Source organism: Prosthecobacter algae (genome assembly GCF_039542385.1).
Lineage (GTDB): Bacteria > Verrucomicrobiota > Verrucomicrobiia > Verrucomicrobiales > Verrucomicrobiaceae > Prosthecobacter > Prosthecobacter algae.
The window spans coordinates 169,064-192,185 of record NZ_BAABIA010000009.1; the positions used below are offsets into that span (position 1 = coordinate 169,064).

The following is a 23,122-nucleotide window of genomic DNA, read 5'->3' on the forward strand; positions in this document are numbered from 1 at the left end:
CTACCCTCCAACCTTAAACCCTCGTGCGTTACAACATCATCCATCGGACCACGTATAACTACGAGAGCCCGGTCACCGTCGGCCACTACACGGCTCGGCTGGAGCCACGTGCCCTGCCTTTCCAGGAGTGTCCGTGGCATGAGCTGACCATCCGTCCCGAGCCAGTGCAGCGGTCCGAACGATCCGACTACTTTGGCAACGCGAGTGTGTATTTTGAAATCGAGGGCTCCCATCAAAAGCTGGAAGTCATCGCCCGAAGCCTCGTCGAAGTGGAAAGGGCCAAGATCTTTGACCCATCCCGCACACCTGCCTGGGAAAGTATTCGCGATGCCTGCCGCAGCGATGTTTTTAATGCCACCACGGCCGCAGGGGAACTGACCTTTGCCTCCACCCTCATACCCGTCGGCCCTCTGTTTGCTGACTATGCACGCCCCTCCTTCCCGCCCCGGAGGCCGATTCTGGAAGGTGTGTGCGATCTGAACCGCCGCATCAATGAAGACTTCATTTTCGACCCCGCCGCCACTGACTATGCCACCCCAGTGGAAAAGGCCCTGAAACAGCGGCGCGGCGTCTGCCAGGACTTCGCCCAGGTCATGATCGCCTGCCTGCGCTCACTCGGCTTGCCTGCACGTTACGTCAGCGGCTATTTAGAAACCATGCCTCCCCCAGGCCAGGTTAAGATGGTTGGTGCCGATGCCTCACATGCCTGGGTCTCCGTCTATTGTGGGGAAATCTGTGGTTGGATGGATGCCGACCCCACCAACAATGTGTTGCCCTCGGAACGCCACATCACCGTCGCCTGGGGGCGCGATTTTGCCGATGTCAGCCCGCTGCGCGGGGTCACCATCGGTGCGGGAGAACAGCGCCTGCAGGTCGCCGTGGATGTATTGCCGGAGCCAGACTGAGCACTCTCCCATGCAGCTTCACCGCCACCCCTGTGGCTTCTTTTACTCCCAACCCTTCGCTGATTTTTTGAGCGAAAAAAATCTGGCTGAATCCCCTGCTCACGGCGGTGAACTGCTGGCCCTCGAGTATGTGCGCTGCCGTGAAGGTCCGCAGGCGGGTAATGCCTGGTGGCAGCTCACCTGGGTTTCCCTGCTCAGCACACCTGCCCACCATCGTTTCTTCGTGGGCGAAACGGAGATCGCCCTTTCCCGGCAAACACTCACCGGACTTTCAGGCCACCTCCTGCACTATTCAGGCGGGCAGGTTGTCGTAAAACGGTAAACCGATAGTTTGCCTACCTCCACGGTGTTTACTGCCGCATGAAACGCCGCACCCTCCTCGCCGCCGCCAGCACCGCCTTTGCCGCACCTTTCGTTAGGTCGCAGAGCAAGACCAGCCTCCAGGGCAGCACCATCGGCCACGGCCAGCATCGCTACCAAGTGGACCTGGAATGGTGCAAGGCCCAGCGTGAGCAGCATCCCGTAAAAGACTGCCATGAAATGGTCATGGATGCCCAGAAGCGCCTCATCATGATCACCAATGAGGCACGCAACAACATCCTCATCTTTGACAAGGAAGGCCAGGTCCTCGATGCCTGGACACTGAAGCTCAATGGCGGCCATGGCCTCACCCTCGACAGCCGTGATGGCAAGGAATGCCTCTGGCTCTGTGATCCCTCCGGCGGTGCCGTCATCAAGACCACGCTGAAGGGCGAGGTCTTGATGAAACTGCCTCACGCCAAAGACTGCGGAGCCTATGACGCCATCTCAAAATACGCACCTACCGAGGCAGCCATCGCCCCCAATGGGGACATCTACGTGGCGGATGGCTACGGCTCCCAGTTCATCCTGCACTTTGACAGCCGGGGGAAATTCATCCGCAAGTTCGGCGGTCTCAGCACCCAGGCCATGAATGCCGGCAAGTTCATGCAGGCCCACGGCGTGGCCATTGATTCACGCGGACCGACCCCACTCGTTCTTTGCACCGAGCGAGTGCGCAATGAGTTCCATTGGTACACGCTGGATGGGCAATACGTCCGCTCCGTCTATCTCCCTGGGGCCTTCATGAGCCGCCCTGTCATTGCCGGTGATCTCCTGCTTTCCGGCGTCTGTTTTGGCATGAAGCCTGGGGACTATCGCATGTGGCGGGAGCGCGGTTTCATTGTCATCCTGGACAAGGACAACCGGGTGATCTCCGCCCCAGGCGGCCAGCCCCCCGAATACGCAGGAGACCAGGTGAAACTGCTGCTGCAAGACCAACCCGTCTTTCGCAACGTCCACGACGTCTGCATGGATGATGAAGGCAGCCTCTACGCCTGCCAGTGGAATGCCGACAAGGCCTACCCTTACAAGCTGCGCAAGGTTTAAACCGCGCACCTGCCTAACCAACATTTCGCCTTCTGGTCACTTCGGGGCGCGCAACCGTTCCAGCCCCGTTTCATCGGCACCGATGCCAGGTTCCGCAGCCGCGCCCTCTGTCCACTTCGAGTCCGCCTCACTGCTCACCTTGTTTTGAAACGCAGCAAAGCTCTTTTCCGTGAAGAAGTCAGGCCCTTTCCGCAGACTTTTCAGATCATACCGATTACCGCTCCCTTTCCAGACGGCTTCATCAAAGATGAGGACATCCGGCTTCGCCCCCCTACCCTTCACTACACTTTTCGTTAGGTTCATTTCGCCACCTGGAGTCACCGTCATGTTGAGCCCCTCAAAGGTGCAGTTCTCTGCCACCAGCAGGCTGTTTCGTGTGATTTTGACATCGCCCGCTTTTCCCGGCGCACGACGGATCAGCACATTCTTCAGCGTCACGCGACTCAGCCCTTTCTGAGGGCGGTCCACATGCTGGGCCACAGACAGCGGGTAGGCAGCACTGCTTTCCACCAGCACATTTTCCATGCTGTGCGGGGAGTCGCCGATGAAAAAGATGTCATACCCCAGGCAGCCGCTGATGAAGACATTCTCGAAGTGGGTCACGCTGGAAACGGTGTCGCAAAGTCCGGTAGAGTTGCCCATGCTCACAAAGCCGTCCACGCGGCACTCGGCTGCTTCGTGGGCGCTGAAGCCATCGTCCCCACAATCAATCGCGGCGATGTTTTCAAACACGGTGTCCACCTGGTCGCCATGGATGTTAAAGCCGTCGTTATACACATGCGTGCAGGTGAGATTGCGCACCACCAGATGCGCCCCGTTGCCAGATAGCGCCACACCGCTGCTGCGCAGAGGGTAGCGGAGGTTCGCTGCATCCAGTCCCTGCCCCGCAGGCAGCTTCACATAAAAGGCGTCCTCCTCCTGCACATACGTCCACTCGTCGGGCAGCAGATCGGCCACTTTTTTCAGAGGCAGACTGGGACCTTTCGAAGTGCGTCCCATGTGGTTCATACGTCCATTCCAAAGGAAAAACCAGCGACCCAGGATGGCTGGATCCATGTGTGGCATGAGCTTCACTTTTCGGAACAGGCCATCTCCCAGAGACTCCCAGTCCACGGCCTGCACTGGTTCACTTCCCTCGATGACTGAGCCGTGGCCATCCACCGTCACCGGCTTGCCTGGCAGGCCTCGTTTAGCGGCCAGGACTACGCTTTCATGATAAGTAGCTTGGGTGAGGTGAACGGTATCTCCGGGCTGCGCCAGCTTCACGCCACGCGCGATCGTTTTCACCGGTGCAGACACACCGTCATTCGCATCGTGACCATTCACCGGGTCCACCTGTATAGCAGACACGGAGGCACAAAAGAGCAGATAAGTCAGGAGAAAGACAGGCTTCATGAAAAAGGCGTAGGCCGCCTTCTTCATACTCTGCCAAAGACCAAGATCCATCAGCCAAAAATGGCCTTACCTGCCCGCACCGGAGGTGATGTCCTTCATGCGTTCTTCGATTTCTGAAGTGAACTGATCCCAGGTGAAGCGCCAGCTCCAGAAATCGCCCATCTTGCCGGGAGTATTCATGCGCGATTCACTGCCCAGGCCCAGAAGGTCCTGCAAGGGCGCGATGGCCATGCGGGCCTGCGATCCCCAGACAGCCCGGATGAAGTCCCAGTGCAGCTCGGTGCCGTCCGTCTTGGTATAACCAAGGATGGTACGACGCTCTGCCTGAATCTGTTCCGCCGAGCGCGTCGTGTCTTCTCCCTCACCGCTGTTAAACAGGCCCAGCACTGTATCGTTGTCATGGGTGCCCGTGTAGGCCACCGACTCATCGGGGTAATTCTCTGGCACGTAGTCTTCGGAAAGACTGTCCGCCCCAAAGGCGAACTGCATCACCTTCATGCCTGGGAAACCATGGCGCAGACGCAGTTCCGTCACATCAGGAGTGATGATGCCTAGGTCCTCGGCAATAACGGGCACATCGTCCCCCATCTCGCCTTTCAGCGCCTCAAACAACGCATCACCTGGGGCCCCCACCCAACGGCCATTCACCGCCGTAGGCTCCGCAGCCGGAATCTCCCAGTAGGCAGCGAAACCACGAAAGTGGTCGATGCGAACGATGTCCACCATCTCCAAAGTCTTGCGCAGGCGCGATTTCCACCAAGCAAAGCCCTCGGCTTCATGCGCGCTCCATTTGTACAAAGGGTTTCCCCAACGTTGGCCTGTAGCACTGAAGTAGTCCGGCGGCACGCCGGCAACGACGATGGGATTCCCCCGTTCATCCAGTTCAAACAAGTCCGGCCTAGCCCACACATCTGCGCTGTCATGGGCAGTGAAAATGGGAATGTCACCAATGAGGCGGATGCCCAGTTCCTGGGCGCGGGCATGCAGTTTTTGCCACTGGCGGAAAAAGAAGAACTGCTGGGCCTTCACCTCCTCCAGCGCCTCATCCAGCCGCACCAGCGCATCGTTCATGGCTTCTGGTTGGCGCATGGCCAGTTCCACCGGCCACTCATTCCAGGGACGTCCACCACATTCCGCCTTGAGGGCGATGAAGAGGGCGTAGTCATCCAGCCAGTCGGCCTCGCGCTCGCAGAAGGCCTCAAATGCGCGTTCCAGCAGCGGGCTGGACTCACACTGGCGGAGGAACCTCTGGCAGGCCAGTTTCAGGAAAGCCGTGCGCACCTCTTCCGCCGCGATGAAGTTCACCTTATGATCGGGAAAGGCCGGGATCATGGCCAGATCCTGCGGGGTCAGCACCCCGTCATTGCGCAGGGAGTCAAAGCTGATCATCAGCGGATTGCCGGCAAAGCTGGACAGGCTCTGGTACGGGGATGCCCCAAAACCCGTGGGCCCCAGAGGCAGCATCTGCCACAGTTTCTGCCCCATGCGATGCAGGGAATCCAGCCAACGGTGGGCTTCCGGACCGATTTCACCGATACCAAACCTTCCCGGAAGCGAGGTCGGATGCAGGAGGATACCACTGGAGCGCGGAATGGAAAACATGGTTGGTGGGATAAGACAGCCGAGGAGGGCTTCAATCAACCTCTAGCACAAACCGGGCCTGACTTACTTTTGCACCACGCCCTCGGCCGTGATGGTCTTCCATTGCAGGATTTCCTGCTGGAAGGCCACCTCGCCCGTCACCTTTTGCCACTTCTCACAGGCATTGATGAGGATGCTGCAGATGGAGCGCAGGAAGGGCGGGTCGCTCGTCACCGCTGGCTCCGTCTGGGAATGGCTCCACAGCAGCGCGGCATCGCGTTTTAGGTCATCCTGCAATCCCAGCAGCGCCTCCAGACGCACGATCTGGGACAGCTCGTAGATCCACTTGCCCCGGTCCGTGTTATACAGTCGCTCCATCTCCATACACTCCCGGCGAAAAGCTAGAGCGGCCTGGAGGTGTCCCGCCTCTTCACGGATCTCGGCTGCGCCACGCAGAGCCCTGGGCAGCAACTGATCATTTCCCTGTCCGCGCGCGATCAAAATGGCCTCGTCCGTAGCCCGGAAGGCATCCTGCATCCGGTCAGTCTTTATGTAATGCCGGGCCACTTCAATCCAGCGCCCCACCAGCGAATAGAATTCCGCCCCCTGCTGGGCCGCAGAAAGCCGGATGCTTTCCTCCAATGCCTGTGCCGCAGCCGCGTAGTTCCCTTGTTTGGCCTTGATCCGTGACAGCGTGCGCAGGGCCAGTCCACGGCCATTGGCAAAGGCCGGTGTCTCCGCCGTGCCATACAATCCCATCAGTTTCTTAGCGGTTTCCTCCGCCTTTGCGTAATCCCCCATGCCGAGCTGAAGGTCGGCCATGAAAAGCAGGTTGGACGCCTGCTTTTGCAAATCGCCCGGATTCGCATCCATGAATTCTTGCACCAGTGCCTGCCCTTCTTTGCCACGACCTTGTCGTGCCAGCTCCCGAGCATGATAGCGGGCCACTTCAAAGCGCTTTTCCGTATAGGCAGGCCCCATCGCCTTCCATTGCAGGCCGATCTCGTGATAATGCCTCAGAGCTTCCGGCTTATCTCCCGTATCCGAATAGGACCGCGCCATCAGCAGCCGCGCTGCCAGAGTACGAGGATCCAATTCCCCATACAGCCCCAGCGCCAGCTTGTACTGTTGCTGGCAAAGCGGCAAGGCACTGCGATAATCCCCCATCGCCATGAATATAGCGGTCAACTGGCCCAACAGATCAATTTGCAATTCAGGCTCTGCATGGAGGTTTTCCACCTCCTTCACACTCTCGTTCACAGCCAGACGCAACGCCTCAGGATTTTTACCCTTGGCCACAAACTCGCCTGCCTGCCCCAGCAGTTGGCTAAGAAAGCTGTTGAGCGCATGGGCTTTCTTCGACTGCGTTTCGGCCAGGACACGCAGGTGCTCCGCATTGGCACGTGCCGCCGATTCCTGCATGAAGGCGTAGGTGCTGACCGCTGCCACGATGATGAGATTCACCCCGAGAATGGTCCCCAGGGCGAAGGCGGTACGGTTCCGCCGCACCAATTTCTTAAACAGGTACCAGTTCTCCGGCGGCCCGGCGCTCACGGGCTCATCATCCAGGTGCCGACGCAGGTCATCCGCCAGGGCATTTGCCGATTCATAACGCTGCTCAGGATTTTTCTCCAATGCCTTGAGGATGATCCAGTTCAGGTCGCCTTCCAAGGCCTCTGGTTGCGAGGGAGAATGCTTGCCTGCCGCTAGACGCTGCCGTGCACGCAGGCTGGGCCGCAATGGCTCCACCTCATAGATGCGCTGGAGCATGGCCGTGAGGGATGTCTTCTTGTCAGGCGTGTCGGATTCCAGCGGCGGCACTCCGGTGAGGAGCTGATAAAGGATGGCCCCCAGCGAGTAAACATCCACCCGCACGTCCACCACCTCAGCCCCCAGCGCCGCCTGCTCTGGGGCCATGTATTCGGGCGTGCCCATCACCATGCCACGCACGGTGTAGGCGATGCTTTCGCCCCCGATACCCTCATCCGTGAGGGCTTTGGCAATGCCAAAATCAATGATCTTGGCGACAGGGCCCGTATCCCCCTCGCCCACCAGCACATTGGAGGGCTTCAGATCCCGATGCAAAACCGCCCGCTGATGGGCATGCTGCACGGCCCGGCAAACATCCAAAAACAGGCTGATGCGCTGCCGGAAATCCAACCCCGCCTCTTCGCAGTACGAAGTGATGGGCCGTCCCTTCACCAACTCCATGACAAAGTAAGGCCGCCCCAGCGGAGTCGTCCCTGCATCCAAAACCACCGCAATGTTGGGATGCGACATCCGCTCCAGCGCGCGTCTTTCCGCGCGGAACCGCGACAGCACCGCCAAAGAATCCATCCCGGGCCGGATCACCTTGATGGCCACGGTCCGCCGGATCGGCTTCGTTTGATCCGCCTGCCAGACGATGCCAAAGCCACCTTCCCCGATGCGTTTGACCAGGGTGTAGTTGCCGATCACATCCCCCGCTTGCTCCACCTGAGCTTCCGCCATCGGGTCAAACGAATCCTCGAGAGCCAGATCCAACATCGCCAGCGCATTGTGCGTGGGCGGGATCAGGCAGTCTGCTGAGGTCGTAGCCTGGGGGTTAGCGGGACTCATAGCCGTTCAGAACCAAGAAAACCTTTAATGCCGCGATCCGTCAAGATAAGACGCACCCCGGCTCCCTTCTTCCTGCCACGCTCCCGATCCCAGAAAGGTGGGCCGGGCCTTTTACAAACCGGCCTTCTGCAACATCAGGTCTAGCTGCTGCTGGAACTGCGGCACATCTGCTGCGGGCGGCTTGTATCCCTGTGGCGATCCATTGAGCCCCAGTCGCCCCATTTGATCCAAAAACCAAGAGGCCTGCACACCATCGCTGAAAGTCACCTTACCGCTGATGAGCGCCCCTGGAATGGCAATCTGGTCCGCACTCATCTGGAGGCTTCCGCCCGGCAAGGCCGGTGGTTCCAGTCCCTGTTCCCAGGATTCCAGTTCCGCTGGCTCCTCCACAGCAGCCGGGGCTGGCTCCGCAGGTTTTGCCACCTCACGCGGTTTGTCCTTGATGCGCACCCCCACATCCAGCATCAGCAGCCGGGCATCCAGGTAAGTCAGGGTGATGCCAAACTCCGTTTTCAGACGGTCTTGCACCTGATTGAGATTGGCACCATCAGCAGCCCAGATTTCGACTTGGGCCAGTTGTTCGGGGGAAAGTTGCGACATGAGAGGGGGGTTGGGCAGATCAGCTCTTCATAGCACCCGTGACCAAAGCACACAGCTTCGCGGCTTGGTCACTCAGGGCCTTCACTTGCTCTAGCGTCAGTGGTTTATCCGCAGGCAGATCCATCAGCGGGATCAGTTTCTGGAAACCTTCACGCAGGGTCTTCAGCGATTCATTGTTTTGCAGGCGCGGCCCCAGGTGCTCCAGGCTGGCCAGGTAGTACTCGGCGATGTCCTTGCGCAGCAGGCGCAGGCTTTTCTCCGGCGTGTAATTGTCATAAACACTGCGGGTGGCGATTTCGAAGGCACGCAACCAGCCGCCCAGGCTCACGAGGTGGGCGATGTCCACATCCCGTAGCTGGACCATTTCGGCCTCCACGTCCGCCTGGGTCAGCGCCAGCTCCGTGCGCAGCTTGTCCCAGTGACCTTCGATGCTGTGCTCGAAAAGGCTCTGCGTGTGGCGGTTCATGCGGCTGCCCGTGCCCAGGACTTTCGCGTACTTGATCAGTGCACGGCCCACATCTTCCATGGCCTCCACTTTCTCGCATTGGACGATGAGAAATCCATCCGCGATCAGCGTGCCCAGGCCCAAGGAGACGAGCACGCGGTCCGAGGGCGTCTGGCGGGAAATGGGCCGCTTCAGCGCATCGTAGGACAGCTTGCCCAGGCCATCCAGCATTTCGAACAGTTTGCGGATGCTCGGCGTCGTGAACTGGTTCACGCCAAATTCCTCCCGCACATGCTCATCTCCTAGGAGATCGTCCGGGATGGCCATGCGCTGGCCCTCCTGCCCAGGCAGAGGTGGAACGGGCGGCTTGGGCGGTGCCTCAGGCGCGGGTGTCTGTGCCCAGCCTCCCACCAGAGTGAGGGCGGTAAACACGCCCACAAGACAGGCGCGGGCAGAGAATGGACGGGCGGGAGACATGGCTGTTGAAGATATACGTGGGCGCTACACCTATTTCCAGCGATTGCTAGACCTTGTTTTGAAACAAGTGCCCTGTCATTTTCCCCTGGAAAGCCCATCTTCTCCTTTCCTCGGGCCTTTTTACCCGTATTCTCCGCGCCCCTATGATCAAAGTCGGTCTCGTTTCCCTCGGTTGCGCCAAGAACCTCATTGACTCCGAAATCATGGTCGGCCACCTCCAGCAGGCAGGCATGACCATGACCCCGGAGGCAGACCTGGCCGATGTGCTCATCATCAATACCTGCTCCTTCATTGACATGGCCAAGAAGGAAAGCGTGGGTGCCATCCACGAAGCCGTGGATGCCCGCGAGGAACAGCAGAAGCGCAAAAAGCAGAAGATCATCGTCGCTGGCTGCCTGTCCCAGCGTTTCCGCGAAGAGCTGCCGACCCTGATGCCCGATGTGGATGCCTTCATCGGCCTGGACCAGATCACCGAAGTCGCCCCTATCATCCAGCGCCTCATGGGCCAGGAGCAGCAGGAAAACCTAGTCACCAAAGGTCCGCAGTACATCCCGGACTATGACACGCCCCGCTTCCGCCTCACGCCGAAGCACTTCGCTTACATCAAGATTGCCGAAGGCTGCAACCACACCTGCTCCTTCTGCATCATCCCCCGCATCCGTGGCCGCCACCGCAGCCGCACCCAGGAAAGCGTGGTCAAGGAAGCCCGCCAGCTCATCGAAAGCGGCGTGAAAGAGATCAATCTCATCTCCCAGGACACCACTTACTTTGGCATGGACAAGTGGGAAGGCGAACGCCCGAAACCCCGCAGCGAGGTGGACTCCACCAAAGGCCACTCCCTCTCCACCCTCATCCGTGAGATCAATGCCATCCCAGGTGATTTCTGGATCCGCCTTCTCTATACCCACCCTGCGCACTGGAGTGATGACCTCATCGCCGCCATCGCCGAAAGCCCGAAGGTGGCCCGCTACATTGACATGCCGCTGCAGCACATCAGCGACAACATGCTCACCCTGATGAAGCGCGAGACTGACGGTGCCTACATCCGCAACCTCATCAAGCGCATCCGCGCAGGCATCCCGGACATCGCCATCCGCACCACCTTCATCGTCGGCTTCCCCGGCGAAACCGATGCCGATTTCAACGAACTGATCCAGTTCATCGAAGATGAGAAGTTCGAGCGCGCTGGCGTCTTCAACTACTCCCGCGAAGAAGATACACGCGCCGCCAAAATGGACGGCCAGATCCATCACATGACCCGCAAGGCCCGGTGGAACGAAGCCATGCGCGCCATCCAGCGTAGCGTCGAGCAGGTGAATCGCCAGCAGGTCGGACGCACCCTTCGCGTACTCGTCGAAGAACCCGGCGTGGCCCGCAGTGAGATGGACGCCCCGGACATTGACACCACCGTCTTCGTGGACAAAAAACTTCCCGTCGGCAGCTTTGCCGATGTCACCATCAAAGACTGGCGCGGCTACGATCTCGTGGCTGGCTGAGGCTTACGCTGAAGAGCGGAGCCTGCCAGAAAACGGATGGTATTTTGACCATCTTTTGCACGTTGGTCACAGATTCAGGGCAAAGCTTATCCTCAAGGCCAGTCTCCCAGAGAAGATGGTAGTCAGGCCTGAGGCTTTGATTTCATTCTGCGGGCAATGCCCGACCCAATCCAGCCCGGCGAGCTGCCGCAGCCTCCTACGGCACCTTCGTCGCCCAGACCTTTCCCCCCGTCCGGCGGAGGTGCCGCCTATGCATCAAACCTGGGCTACCCAGTCCAGCCAGCCTGGGAGATGCACACCCCGCCTCAGGCGACAGCCGGCAGGGCCACGCCTTCATCCTCAGACTCACAGCCTATCCATGCGGAAGAAACACCCATCGTGGTGGAGGCGCTGCCAGAGCTGCCCAGCCCTATCCGCCCGCCGAGCACAGGTTCGTTTGCTGGCAAACAGATGCCAGGCTGGCTGCTGGCCTGGAGGAAAATCGGCGGCGGATCATTGACGGCCAGTCTGCTGATCCATATCGGGCTGCTGTTCGCCGCAGGTCTTGTCGTCGTTGTGAGTCAGGGCATGGAAAAGCGGGTGGATTTCCTCCCCGGCGGCGGCACCCAGCAAGGGGCACAGGCCTCCAGCGAAATGCAGCACCAAGTGCAGCAAAAAAAGCGCTCGTCGCTGAACAAGGCTCTGCCGATGCAAAAACTGGTGAGCAAGTCCCTGACGGCGGAAATCACCCTGCCGGATGCTCCACTGAGCCTAGTGGACCTTCCTGACGCCAGCAGCTTCATCGGAGCAGGAAAGATCGGCAGCGGCGGATTCGGCACAGCCGGGGCTGGCGGAGGCTTCGGCAGTGGCTTTGGAAGCGGTGCCGTGAAGGGGTTTTCAGGCATGACTTTTTTTGGCAAGCTGGGCGGTGAAGGCATGCCGGGGACGTTTTATGACCTGAAACAGACCCCTGACCGCAAGGTCACCGGATACACCGATTCCGAGGCGGCCTATGCGGAGATCATCAACAACGCGGCTAACAAAAAGTTTGCTCCCGAAGCCATGAAGGGATTTTACAAGGCGTCCCAGCAGATGAGCTTCACCTTTCTCGCCATCCCGAACATGTCGGCAAATGAAGGCCCCAAGGCCTTTGCGGTGGAACAGGAAGTGGAGCCTCGCGCTTGGTTCGTCCACTACACCACCTCCATCCAGGCACCGGAGCCGGGAGACTATCGTTTTGTCGGCTTCTTTGATGATGCCCTCCTCGTTTACATCAATAACAAGCCCGTCATTGATGCCTCCTGGTACCCAATCAACGATCACGGGGAGAAAAAACGCGACCCTGAAATCCGCCAGGATTTCGGAGGCCCCCTCATCTCCGGCAATCGCCATGCCTATGTGGGCCGTTGGTTCAAGCTGAACAGCCCCGCACGGATTGACATCGTCATCGGCGAGCGCCCTGGAGGCCGGGTGGGTGGACTGCTCCTGATCCAAAACAAAAAGAAAAAATACGTCCTGCGTGCGGATGGCACCCCCATCCTCCCCGTCTTTGCCATGAGTCCCCTCGGCATGGAAGGAAGCAAGCGCCTGAGCGAATTTAAGAACGGCGATGTCCCCTTTGAAATTGCCCCCGACACACCCGTTTTCAAGATGTGGAAATCGGCTTTCGACTGAGCACTCTGACAAATCTGACCTGCGGACAAAGCGGAGGCTTCAAAGGCTGACCGCGTTCCTGGTTGCCCTCGGCCCCATCCCGCTGCATGTAACGGGTTCCCTTCCCCGCCCATGCCCACACTTTCCATCCAGCCACGCGCACGCATTTTTCACGGTCACGTCTGGGTCTATGCCACCGAGATCAAAGGCCGCTTCGGCGAGCCCAAGCCTGGAGACGTGGTGCAGTTGCAGGACGCCCGTGGCAAGCCGATGGGCAGCGCCATTTACAATCCGCAGTCGCAGATCAGCGCTCGGCTGTTTTCCTATCGCCGACAGGATCTGGACCTGGACTTTTTCATTCGCCGTATCGAACGGGCCCTCAAAGTACGCACCGATGCCGGGGTGGATACCAGCCTCTGCCGCGTGGTGTGGAGCGAATCCGATGGCCTGCCAGGCGTGGTGGTGGACCGCTATGGCGACTACCTCGTCCTGCAAACACTGACCCTGGCGATGGCCATGCGGCAGGATCTCATCATCCAGGCCCTGGTGCAGATTTTCTCGCCCAAGGGCATCGTCCAGCGCAACGAAGGCGGTGTCCGCAAAGCCGAGGGGCTGGAGCAGGTGAAAGGCGTGGTTTATGGCGAAACGCCAGAACCTTTTGTTGTCCGCCATGAAGGCAGCGCCTTTCATGCGGACCTGATTGAAGGCCAAAAGACTGGCCTGTATCTCGACCAGCTCGACAACTACCAGCACGCCGCCAAGCTGGCCAAAGGCCGCCGGGTGCTGGATTGCTTCAGCAACCAGGGCGGCTTTGCCCAGGCCTGCGCCCTGGCCGGGGCCACCGAAGTCACTGCGGTGGACATCAGCGAAAGCGCCACCGAACTGGCCAAAAAGAACGCCGAAATCTCCGGCGCCAAAGTCACCTTCATCGCAGCGAACTGCTTCGACTTCCTCAAGCAGCAGGAATCCAGCGGGGCGACTTACGACCTCATCATCCTCGATCCGCCCTCCTTCACGAAGACCAAGGCCAATGTGAAGGACGCCATGCGCGGTTACAAAGAGATCCATCTTCGTGCGCTGAAAATGCTGCAGCCCGGTGGCATCATGGCCACCTACAGTTGCAGCCATCACGTGAGCACAGGCGAATTCCACGCCAGCATCGAAGACGCCGCTGTGGATGCCCGCAAAACTCTACGCCGCGTCGCGATGTACAGCCAGCGCCCGGATCACCCGATCTTGGCCACCATCCCGGAGACCGAGTATCTGGTGGGCTATGCCTACGAGGTGGTCGCCGCTTGGTAAACCAAGCGATTGTTTGCTTTCGTCCATCAATCGCAGGTCTCATGGGCCTGCGATTTTTTTTGGTTCCGCGCTACTCGTGAAACTGCAGGGAATAGAGCTTCTGATACAGCTCGCTGCTCTTCAGCAGTTCCTCGTGATTGCCCACATCGGCGACTTTGCCATCTTGCATCACCACGATCTGGTCTGCCTGCATGATGGTGGAAAGACGGTGCGCGATGGCGATGACCGTCTTGCCCTCAGAAAGGACATGGATGGCCTCCTGGATGATCTTTTCCGTCTCCGTATCCAGCGCGCTGGTGGCTTCATCCAGAAGCAAAATCGGCGCATTGCGCAAGATGGCGCGGGCGATGGAGAGACGCTGCTTTTGTCCGCCTGACAGGTTGCAGCCTGAATCCCCCACGATGGCCTGGTAACCACCCTGCTGCGCCAGGATGAACTCGTGGGCATGGGCTTTTTTCGCGGCAGCAATGATCTCCTCCTCCGTTGCATCCAGACGACCGTAGCGGATGTTTTCGCGGATGGTGTCGTGGAAGAGGAAGGTGTCCTGGCTGACGAGGCCGATGTTTCCGCGCACGCTGTCCTGCGTGACGGTGCGGATATCCTTGCCATCAAGCAGCACCCGTCCCGAGTCTGGGTCATAGAATCGAAGCAGCAGGGAAAAGAGCGTGCTCTTCCCGGCCCCGCTGGGACCGACGAGGGCGTAAAACTTGCCAGGGGCCAGATCCAGCGTCACCCCGGTGATGGCGGCTTTGTCCAGCTTCGTGCCGTCAATCTTCCCATAGGTGAAGGCCACGTTTTCAAACGTCACGGCCCCTTTGATGCGAGGCAGCTGAGGGGCATCGGGCAGGTCTTGGATATCGGCAGGGCGGTCCAGAAGATGCACCACCTTGTTCACGGCAAAGACCGTCTTTTGCATCAGGAGGTTCACCTTGCTGAGTTCCTTCGCCGGCGGGTAGATTTTGGTCAGGGCCATGACCAGCACAATCAGCTCACTGGCACCGCGATTCTCGATCCAGAAATACACGAGCCCTGCAGCGATGCCAACGGAGGCGACGGCCTCCACAATCGGTCCGATCAATTCCATCGCCTGGGTCCAGCGCAGCATGTTCTTGCACATCTCTGCATTCGCGCGGTCAAATCGTTCCACTTCATACTCTTCGCGTGCATAGCCTTTCACCAGACGGATGCCGGTGAAGGATTCATGCATGGTGGTCATCATCGCGCCCACTTCCTTTTCTTCACGGGACCCGGCCTTGCGCACCTTGCGGCCGATCGCGATAATCGGCGCGAGGCAGAGGGGAAAAATCACCAGCGACATGAGGGTGAAAAACCAGTCTTGGGAAAACAGCACCCACAGAATGGTGATGATGGTCAGCGGCCGGTTGGTCAGCAGCTGCACCAGTTGGACGGCGTTCGTCTGCGCCACCCGCGACTGGTTAAACACGGTCTGCATCAGCTCACCTGCCTTGGCATGGCTGAAAAAGGCAGGCGACTGCCGCAGGATGCTGCGGAAGACATCGCTGCGCATGTGAAAGAGCATTTTGTTTCCCACCCAGGCCAGGCAGTACTTGTTCAGGTACTCCAAAAAGCCGTTTAAAAACATCAGCACCGGGATGCAGGCACAGGCGAGTATGACCCCCGTCAGCCCCACGGGTGTATCGGAGGCCAGACCCAGCATCTCGGCGATGTTCACCTGGCCTAGGATCGGGAGGTTCAGCGGCTGCCCCAGAGTCTTGCCCTTGCCATCCAGGACCAATTGGAAAATGACCTGGAACCCCACGATCAACACCCCATTGAACGCAGCTGCGACGATGCCAATCAGGATGCCGACGATGAAACGTCCCATCCAGGGTTTCAGGTATTGCAGGATGCGCCCATACGGCATCTTTAACTGCGCGATCTCAGCATCGGTCATCTGAGAAGGATTCTTCGAAAAAGGGGCTTCAGCCATGTGGATGTAAAACAACCGCCAGCAGCACCGGCGGGTGAGACGCCTACCACGGGACAGGGGTAGCGTCGAGATGAAGTTCATCCTTGCCAAACGCAGATCCCCGCTCTTGAAAAGCAGCCTCTTCCAACCCAAAGTTCTCTCTCCCATGACACTCTCCGAACTCAAAGCCCAAGTCTGTGCCGCCAACCGTGCGCTGGAACCCAGCGGCCTAGTGAGGCTGACCTGGGGCAATGTCTCCGGCATAGATCGCGCCTCCGGCCTGTGGGCCATCAAACCCAGCGGGGTGGACTACGGGGCACTGACCCCTGAGGAGATCGTAGTCATGGATCTCGAGGGCAACATCATCGAAGGCAAGCTGCGCCCGTCCTCGGATACCAAAACGCACCTGCACTTATACCGCGAATTTCCTGAAATCGGCGGTGTGACCCACACTCACAGCCTGCATGCCACAGTGTTTTCTCAGGCTGGCCGCGAACTGCCCTGCTATGGGACGACCCATGCGGATCACTTTTATGGCACCGTTCCCCTGGTCCGCGCCCTGACGCCAGATGAAGTGGCCAGCGACTACGAGCATTACACAGGCGTGGCCATCGTGGAGCGTCTGCGTGAACTGAACCTCAGCCCCATGGAGATGCCTGCGGTGCTGCAACTGCATCACGCTCCTTTTACCTTCGGCAAGAATGCCATGGACTCGCTGAACAACAGCATCGCCCTGGAAATGTGCGCCCACATGGCCCTGCAATCACTGGCCATCAATCCAGCCTTGGCTCCCATCCCGTCTCACATCCTGGACAAGCACCATCTGCGCAAACACGGGCCTGGTGCTTACTACGGGCAGAAGTAATGCGAGAGCATGGGCCGAAACCACCCGTTTTCAACGGAGGCATCGGTACCCGGTCATCTCTTACTTCATCTCTGGCTCTTCCTCGCCTTCGGGCAGTGGATCCGCCGGAGGTGGGAGGTTGTCGATGGCGTTGAGAATCTTGACCCCACGCTCAACTGAGTTATCCAGGCGGAAGAAAATCTGCGGGGAATTCTTCATGATGACCCGCTTATGCACCTCACGCTGGATGGCTCCACGAGCCTTATTGAGCTTTTCAATGATGGCCTCCTGATTGCCGCTGGTGGTGATGATACCAATGTAGGCAAAGGCCTGCTTTAGGTCTGGCGTGGCACGCACGTCATGGACCGTGAGGATGGCGTTATCCATGCGATAGTGACGCTCCAGCACCATGCTGAGCTCTCTTTTCACCAGTTCGCTGACGCGTAAGACTCGTTGGGACATATCGAAAATTAAAAGGTTCAGGGTGCAGGGTGACTGGGTCCAGAACGGAGCCAGGCATCACTGCCCAAACTCCGCACATTGAACCCCGAACCCAAAACCATCACAGAGTCTGGGCAAACTTCTCGAGTTCGTAACACTCGATGACGTCGTTCTCTTCGTAATCGCTGAAGCCTGTGAGCTTGATACCGCACTCGAGGCCGTTGCGGACTTCAGGAACTTCGTCGTGGAAACGACGCAGGGTTTCAAAACCACCGTCATAGACGGCCTGGCCATTGCGCAGCACGCGGGCGCGCTGCTTGCGGTCGATACGGCCATCGGTGACGATGGAACCGCCGACGTAACCGCGGTTGACCTTGAAGACCTGCTTCACCTTGGCATGGCCCAGCACCTTCTCGCGGGTGAGCGGGTCGAGCATGCCCGTCATGGAATCCTTCACCTGGTCGATGAGTTCGTAGATGATGGAGTAAAGCTTGATCTGCACGCCTTCGCGCTTGGCCACGCTGAGAGCCTTGTTTTCGACCTTCGTGTTGAAGCCGATGATGACGGCGTCGGACCCGGAGGCGAGGAGCACATCGGACTCGGTGATCGGACCCACATCGGAGTGGAGGATCTTCTGGTTGATCTTGTCGCTGGTGATCTCGCCCAGGCACTTGACGATGGCTTCCACAGAGCCCTGCACATCGGTCTTGAGGACGATCTTGAGGGTCTTCTTGTTGCCTTCGTCGATGCTGTTGAAGAGAGACTCCAGAGTGGAGCGACGGGTGACCGTCAGCTTCTTCTGGCGCAGTTCTTCCAGACGCTCGATGCTGAGCTTCTTCACGGAACGTTCACTGTCCATCACCACGACTTCATCACCCACGTGAGGCATGTCGCTGAAGCCGACGAGTTCGACCGGCATGCCGGGACGGACTTCCTTGATCGGCTGGCCGCGGTCATTGATGAGAGCACGGGACTTGCCCCAATGCGGACCGCAGATGAAAGGCTGACCCACTTTGAGGGTGCCCTGACGGACGATAACGGTGGCCACAGGGCCTTTGCCCTCGACCATGGAAGATTCGATGACGGTCGCGCGGGCTGGAGCCTTCGGATCAGCCTTGAGTTCCAGAACTTCAGCCTGGAGGGCCATCGTCTCAAGCAGGCTGTCAATGCCCAGGCCGGACTTGGCGGACACTTCCATGACTTCGGTGTCGCCACCCCAGTCAACAGGTGCGAGACCAATCTCCTGCAGCTGGCCCTTCACACGCATGACGTCTGCCGCAGGCAGGTCACACTTGTTGATGGCGACCATGATGGTCACATCGGCCGCTTTAGCGTGATTAAGAGCTTCACGGGTCTGCGGCATGATGCCGTCATCCGCAGCAATGATGAGTACTACGATGTCGGTGACGTGTGCGCCACGGGCACGCATGCCGGAGAACGCGGCGTGACCGGGAGTGTCAATGAAAGTGATCGGCTTGCCATCGTGGAAGACGCTGTAGGCACCGATGTGCTGGGTGATGCCGCCAGCCTCACCATGGGTGACCTGGGTCTTGCGGATGGCATCGAGAAGGGAGGTCTTGCCATGGTCAACGTGACCCATGAAAGTGATGATCGGAGCGCGAAGCTCCAGCTTCTCCTCTTCGACTTCCTCGACAATCTGGGCGGTCGGCTCAACGATGACTTCTTCCACTTTGTGGACACCGGCACCTTTTTCGCGCTTCTCGCGCTCAAGGCGGAAGCCGTGCTTCTCACAAACTTTTTCGGCGACTTCAATGTCGATCGCCTTGTCCGCATTGGCGACGAAGACCTTCAGGGCAATGAGATCCGCGATGATCTTGAACGGACGGAGGCTCATGCGCTCGGCCAATTCTTTGACGATGATCGGCGGCTTCAGATGGATGATCTTTTCACCCGCCTCATTGATTTCAAATTCTGGAATCACCGGTTCTTCCACCTTGGGCGCGACCACAGTCGGCAGGGAGGGTGGTGGTGGCATGGCCTGCACCGGGCCGGGCTCGCGGATCATGGAGATCGGCGGCAAGGAGGTGGGCTGTTCTGGCGGACGACGGCGAACCTTGGGCTTTTCGTCCTCTTCGAAAAGGTTCAGGGCCTCGCGCTTATGGTCATCCAGCGTCTTCTTCGGAGCCTCCGCAATTTTGGAGACTGGCCTCGCAGGTGCCGGGGCCGGTTTGGCACCCAGGGCTGGCAGAGGGGTGGCCTCACGCCGGGGGCCACGGCTCTTTGGTTTCTCGTCCTCCTCAATCAATGAGAGCACTTTTTTGGCCGCCACTTTCTTGGGGGGCGTGCTCTCAGCCGTTGCTTTCTCCTCAGCAGTGCTGTCGGGAGTGGCTTTGGCAGGTTTGGATGAAGAGGATCGGCTTGGCATGAGAAACGTTGGTCTTTCGAACGGCGGGGCGGGCTGTCGGGGTGAGAATTAAGGAATTGAAGAAAGCGTGGCTCATAAGCTACGCTCCCGGAGTGTAAGATGCAACGAGGGCATGCACCTGTTGGGCGAGCTGCTGGTCACCGCCGAGGGCATCGGCAATGTCCTCGACATCCACTTGCAAGAGGGTCTCGAGCGCACCCAGGCCACCATTGGCCAGTTTACGCGCAGTTTCAAGATTGATGCCGAGCGCGCGCTCTAGTTCATGGGCGGCGGTATCCATCTGGCCTTCGAAGACTTCAGCCGCATGCTCGTCGCGCTCGATGCTCAGCTCCATGCCGACGAGGCGGGAGGTGAGACGGGCGTTCTGGCCGCGACGGCCGATGGCTTTGGACAGGTCTTCTTCGCTGACAGTGAGGCGGGCAGCCTTTTTGTCTGGGGAAACTTGGATGGAAAGGACCTTGATGGGCTTCAGCGCCTCGCGAACGAACTCAGCCGGGTCGGCCTTCCAGCGGATGATGTCCACCTTCTCATTGTTCAGTTCGCGCACGATGTTTTTCACGCGGGCACCACGCAGGCCCACGCAGGCACCCACGGGATCCACCTTGTCATCACCGCTGTGCACGGCGACCTTGGTGCGGTAGCCGGCCTCACGGGCGATGCTGGCGATTTCCACGGTGCGGTCACCGATCTCGCTGACTTCGAATTCGAAGAGACGGCGCACAAAGTTCACATGGGCGCGGCTGAGCACGATCTCAGGGCCGCGGGCACCTTCACGCTCGACTGCCTTCACGTAGAAGCGCATGCGGTCGCCGGGGGTGTAGTCTTCGGTGGAGACGCGCTCCTTCGAAGGCATGGAGCCTTCAAACTTGCCGAGGTCCACGATCACGTCGGACTTGTCAAAACGACGGATGGTGCCGTTGACGACGTCGCCCGTACGGTCCTTGAATTCGTCGTAAAGGTTCTCCTTCTCCGCCATGCGGAGACGCTGGAGCATGGTCTGCTTCGCCGTCTGTGCAGCGATGCGCCCCATGTTCTTCGGGGTGACTTCCAGGTCGATTTCATCACCGAGCTGGGCATCCTTTTTGATCATCCGGGCCTTGGCCAGCGGAAGCTCTTCCCAGGGATTGGAAACGGTTTCGACGGCCAGCAGCTTGGCCCACGCCTTGATCGTCCCTTTCTCAGGATCGATATCAATGCGCAGCTCACGTGCCGGACCGATGCTCTTCTTCGAGGCAGCGAGAAGAGCCTGGGAGAGAGCTTCAACCATCTTCTGACGGTCAATCCCCTTCTCTTTCTCGTAGTAATCGAATAGTGCTTTAAGTTCGCTGATCATAAAAATGGTGACCTATCCAGACAAAAAAGAGCGGGGAAGACCCCACTCTTGCCAAAAAACAGTGCCTTGTCCCGGAAAGGAAGCGAGATTGTAATTCAGACAGGCATTTCGGCAAGCCGAAAATCCGAGAGACTTGTCCTCGGTGAAATGAGGAGGGGGCATGGGCAGAATTTGGAGCTTACCCGAGTAAGGGAATGGAGGCCGACTGCCGCACGGGAAAGTTCATTCGCCGATGTTTTCGCAAAAAGCGCGGCTTCTGGCCGCATATTTCCTCCAGCCATCATTTGGCACCTCTCTGGGCTGTGGTAAACTCGGCGGCTTATGGCCCTCCTCCGAGTCGAAAACCTGCAAGTTCATTTCCCGATCCGCTCGGGCTGGCTGGGCAAGCGTGACGTCGTCAAAGCCGTGGATGGAGTGAGCTTTGAGGTCCATGAGGGCAAGACCCTGGGCCTCGTGGGTGAGAGTGGCAGCGGTAAGTCCACCGTCTCCCGTGCGCTGTTGAAGCTGATCCAGCCTACAGGCGGCAGCGCCTGTTATAAAGACCGCGAGATCTTTGGCATGCCGGAGGCGGACTTCCGCCCGCTGCGCAAGGAGATCCAGATGATTTTCCAGGATCCCATCGGCTCCCTTAACCCGCGCATGACCATCGAGTCCATCCTCGCGGAGCCACTGACCATCCATTTTAAGGACATGACGGCCAAACAGCGCCGGGATGTCTCCGCCGCGCTGCTGCACCGAGTGGGCCTGCCCGAGGACTCCCTGCAAAGATATCCCCACGAATTCAGCGGTGGCCAGCGGCAGCGCATCGGCATTGCACGGGCGCTGGCCGTTCAGCCCAAGTTTCTCATCTGTGACGAGCCCGTGAGCGCCCTGGACGTCAGCGTCCAGGCCAGTGTCCTCAATTTGCTGAAGGATCTGCAGGACGAATTTAAACTCACCTACCTTTTTATTGCCCATGATCTGGCCGTTGTGCGGCACATGAGCGATGACATCATCGTGATGAACCGGGGCCAAGTTGTGGAAAGCGGCCCCGCCGATGACCTCTGCGAACGCCCGCAGCACGAGTACACCCGCAAACTTTTGGCCTCGATTCCTGCCTGATCGCGCAGAAAGGCCCCCTTCCCCAACCTCAATGACACCCCTTTTCAAAAAGTTCCTCGGCATCAACTGGATCTTGATCCTGACGATGCTGGGCCTGCTCGCCTTCGGCGTGTACGCCATTTACAATGCCTCATACTTCCGGGATGACTCCGGGGTGCTCAAGCTGCACCTCAAATGGAAGGACCAGATGCGCTGGATTGGCCTAGGGCTACCCTTCTTGCTAGGGGCGGCGTTGATCGACTACAAATGGGTCCGCTGGGCCTGTGTGCCCATGTATCTGGCAGGTCTAGGCGGCCTCGTTTATCTGCAACTTTACGGAGTGGAGGTGAAAGGAAACCTAGCCTGGGTCACCATCGCTGGGCAAAATGTCCAGCCTTCTCAGTTTGCCATCATGTCCGGCATTGTGATGCTGGCCGTGGTCTTTGGCGAGCTTCCGCGCATGTGGCCAGTCTTCAGACGCCCGTGGTTGCGGCTGATTGTGGCGGGCATCGTGGCAGGTATTCCTGCGGCCATGGTCATTAAAGAGGATTTGGGTTCCGGCTTGGTATGGGGACCAGTTTTCCTCTCCATGATGCTGGTGGGCAGCATTCCTTTCCGTTACATGATTACCCTCATCCTGGGGGCCTTGTGCATCATCCCCATCGTCTATTTCTTTGTACTAAAGCCATACCAGCAGGCACGTATCGACACCACCTGGTACATGATCACCAACCAGATGGACAAGGTAGACACCCGGGGAGACGGCTGGGTGCCGACATTTGTGCAGATCGCTGTGGCATCGGCCGGATTTGAAGGCAAAGGCCCCATGTCTGAAAAAGTACCTGACCATGGAACCATCCACCGGCAGTTCTTTCCCTCCACCGAGGCACACAGCGACTTCATCTTTGGGGTGATTTGCGAGGAATTCGGCTTCCGCGGGGCCGTATTGTTACTGACGGGCATTGCACTGCTATTGATACAAGGTATCTTCATGGCCTTTTATTCCAGAGACCAAGTTGGAAGGCTGCTGGTCGTAGGCGTGGTGGCCATGTTCTTTGCACACACTTTCCAAAATGCGGGCATGAACCTGGGCATGCTGCCGGTGATTGGTCTTCCCCTGCCCTTTATCAGCTACGGGGGCACCTTCATGATCGTCACGCTTTTCCTCGTGGGCATGATGCAGAGCGTCTGGGTGCACCGAAACATTTCCCCTGTGAGGAAGAAGACCGTCGGCGGGCGTGAAATCCGCGACGATGATGATGAAGATTGA

Annotated in this window: 18 protein-coding genes; 9 read left to right on the plus strand and 9 right to left on the minus strand. The window is 58.8% G+C overall.

Annotation, left to right across the window (positions count from 1 at the left end):
- Positions 1-23: 23 nt before the first annotated feature.
- From ABEB25_RS19975 to ABEB25_RS19985, 3 genes are read left to right on the plus strand one after another with little or no spacing between them, the layout of a single operon-like run.
- Complete coding sequence (locus ABEB25_RS19975; RefSeq protein ID WP_345738206.1) at positions 24-905, plus strand: transglutaminase family protein; 882 nt, start codon at positions 24-26, stop codon at positions 903-905.
- 10 nt (positions 906-915) lie between these two features.
- Positions 916-1,227 carry a hypothetical protein gene (locus ABEB25_RS19980; protein WP_345738207.1) on the plus strand — a complete coding sequence of 104 codons (312 nt, stop codon included), beginning with the start codon at positions 916-918 and terminating at the stop codon, positions 1,225-1,227.
- A gap of 38 nt (positions 1,228-1,265) precedes the next feature.
- Positions 1,266-2,312 carry an NHL repeat-containing protein gene (locus ABEB25_RS19985; RefSeq protein WP_345738208.1) on the plus strand — a complete coding sequence of 349 codons (1,047 nt, stop codon included), beginning with the start codon at positions 1,266-1,268 and terminating at the stop codon, positions 2,310-2,312.
- A gap of 36 nt (positions 2,313-2,348) precedes the next feature.
- Here ABEB25_RS19985 and ABEB25_RS19990 read toward each other — a convergent pair whose 3' ends face one another.
- The 5 genes from ABEB25_RS19990 to ABEB25_RS20010 all read right to left on the minus strand — a co-directional run bounded on the left by ABEB25_RS19990 (position 2,349) and on the right by ABEB25_RS20010 (position 9,408).
- Positions 2,349-3,734: a right-handed parallel beta-helix repeat-containing protein gene (locus ABEB25_RS19990; protein ID WP_345738209.1), complete on the minus strand. Its 1,386-nt coding sequence runs from the start codon at positions 3,732-3,734 to the stop codon at positions 2,349-2,351.
- Between the two features lie 39 nt (positions 3,735-3,773).
- Entirely contained in the window at positions 3,774-5,309 is a 1,536-nt protein-coding gene (gene malQ, locus ABEB25_RS19995) for a 4-alpha-glucanotransferase (RefSeq protein WP_345738210.1), read from the minus strand.
- Between the two features lie 63 nt (positions 5,310-5,372).
- Positions 5,373-7,886 carry a protein kinase domain-containing protein gene (locus ABEB25_RS20000; protein WP_345738211.1) on the minus strand — a complete coding sequence of 838 codons (2,514 nt, stop codon included), beginning with the start codon at positions 7,884-7,886 and terminating at the stop codon, positions 5,373-5,375.
- Positions 7,887-7,997: 111 nt separating this feature from the next.
- On the minus strand, positions 7,998-8,486 hold the full coding sequence (locus tag ABEB25_RS20005) for a hypothetical protein (RefSeq protein WP_345738212.1): 489 nt from the start codon (positions 8,484-8,486) through the stop codon (positions 7,998-8,000).
- Between the two features lie 19 nt (positions 8,487-8,505).
- Entirely contained in the window at positions 8,506-9,408 is a 903-nt protein-coding gene (locus ABEB25_RS20010; protein WP_345738213.1) for a hypothetical protein, read from the minus strand.
- A 143-nt stretch (positions 9,409-9,551) separates the two neighbouring features.
- Between ABEB25_RS20010 and rimO the strand changes: the two genes are divergently transcribed.
- The 3 genes from rimO (at position 9,552) to ABEB25_RS20025 (ending at position 13,838) form a co-directional block, all read left to right on the plus strand.
- Positions 9,552-10,904: a 30S ribosomal protein S12 methylthiotransferase RimO gene (gene rimO / locus ABEB25_RS20015; protein WP_345738214.1), complete on the plus strand. Its 1,353-nt coding sequence runs from the start codon at positions 9,552-9,554 to the stop codon at positions 10,902-10,904.
- A 156-nt stretch (positions 10,905-11,060) separates the two neighbouring features.
- Positions 11,061-12,557, plus strand: coding sequence for a hypothetical protein (locus ABEB25_RS20020; RefSeq protein ID WP_345738215.1), 1,497 nt, complete (start codon positions 11,061-11,063; stop codon positions 12,555-12,557).
- 111 nt (positions 12,558-12,668) lie between these two features.
- Positions 12,669-13,838 carry a class I SAM-dependent rRNA methyltransferase gene (locus ABEB25_RS20025; RefSeq protein WP_345738216.1) on the plus strand — a complete coding sequence of 390 codons (1,170 nt, stop codon included), beginning with the start codon at positions 12,669-12,671 and terminating at the stop codon, positions 13,836-13,838.
- A 70-nt stretch (positions 13,839-13,908) separates the two neighbouring features.
- On the opposite strand, the gene ABEB25_RS20030 is transcribed toward ABEB25_RS20025, so the two are convergent.
- Positions 13,909-15,789 carry an ABC transporter ATP-binding protein gene (locus ABEB25_RS20030; protein WP_345738217.1) on the minus strand — a complete coding sequence of 627 codons (1,881 nt, stop codon included), beginning with the start codon at positions 15,787-15,789 and terminating at the stop codon, positions 13,909-13,911.
- A gap of 145 nt (positions 15,790-15,934) precedes the next feature.
- Between ABEB25_RS20030 and araD the strand changes: the two genes are divergently transcribed.
- On the plus strand, positions 15,935-16,633 hold the full coding sequence (gene araD, locus ABEB25_RS20035; RefSeq protein WP_345738218.1) for an L-ribulose-5-phosphate 4-epimerase AraD: 699 nt from the start codon (positions 15,935-15,937) through the stop codon (positions 16,631-16,633).
- Between the two features lie 60 nt (positions 16,634-16,693).
- On the opposite strand, the gene rbfA is transcribed toward araD, so the two are convergent.
- The 3 genes from rbfA to nusA all read right to left on the minus strand — a co-directional run bounded on the left by rbfA (position 16,694) and on the right by nusA (position 20,772).
- On the minus strand, positions 16,694-17,074 hold the full coding sequence (rbfA, locus tag ABEB25_RS20040) for a 30S ribosome-binding factor RbfA (protein ID WP_345738219.1): 381 nt from the start codon (positions 17,072-17,074) through the stop codon (positions 16,694-16,696).
- Between the two features lie 100 nt (positions 17,075-17,174).
- Entirely contained in the window at positions 17,175-19,439 is a 2,265-nt protein-coding gene (infB, locus tag ABEB25_RS20045; RefSeq protein WP_345738220.1) for a translation initiation factor IF-2, read from the minus strand.
- A 79-nt stretch (positions 19,440-19,518) separates the two neighbouring features.
- The gene (gene nusA / locus ABEB25_RS20050) at positions 19,519-20,772 is read right to left on the minus strand and encodes a transcription termination factor NusA (RefSeq protein WP_345738221.1); all 1,254 of its coding nucleotides are present in this window, start codon (positions 20,770-20,772) and stop codon (positions 19,519-19,521) included.
- A 321-nt stretch (positions 20,773-21,093) separates the two neighbouring features.
- Between nusA and ABEB25_RS20055 the strand changes: the two genes are divergently transcribed.
- A complete protein-coding gene (locus ABEB25_RS20055) occupies positions 21,094-21,873 on the plus strand; it encodes an ABC transporter ATP-binding protein (protein ID WP_345738222.1) in 780 nt (259 codons plus the stop codon).
- Between the two features lie 31 nt (positions 21,874-21,904).
- Positions 21,905-23,122 (plus strand): FtsW/RodA/SpoVE family cell cycle protein, encoded by a 1,218-nt coding sequence (locus tag ABEB25_RS20060; protein ID WP_345738223.1) that lies wholly within the window; start codon positions 21,905-21,907, stop codon positions 23,120-23,122.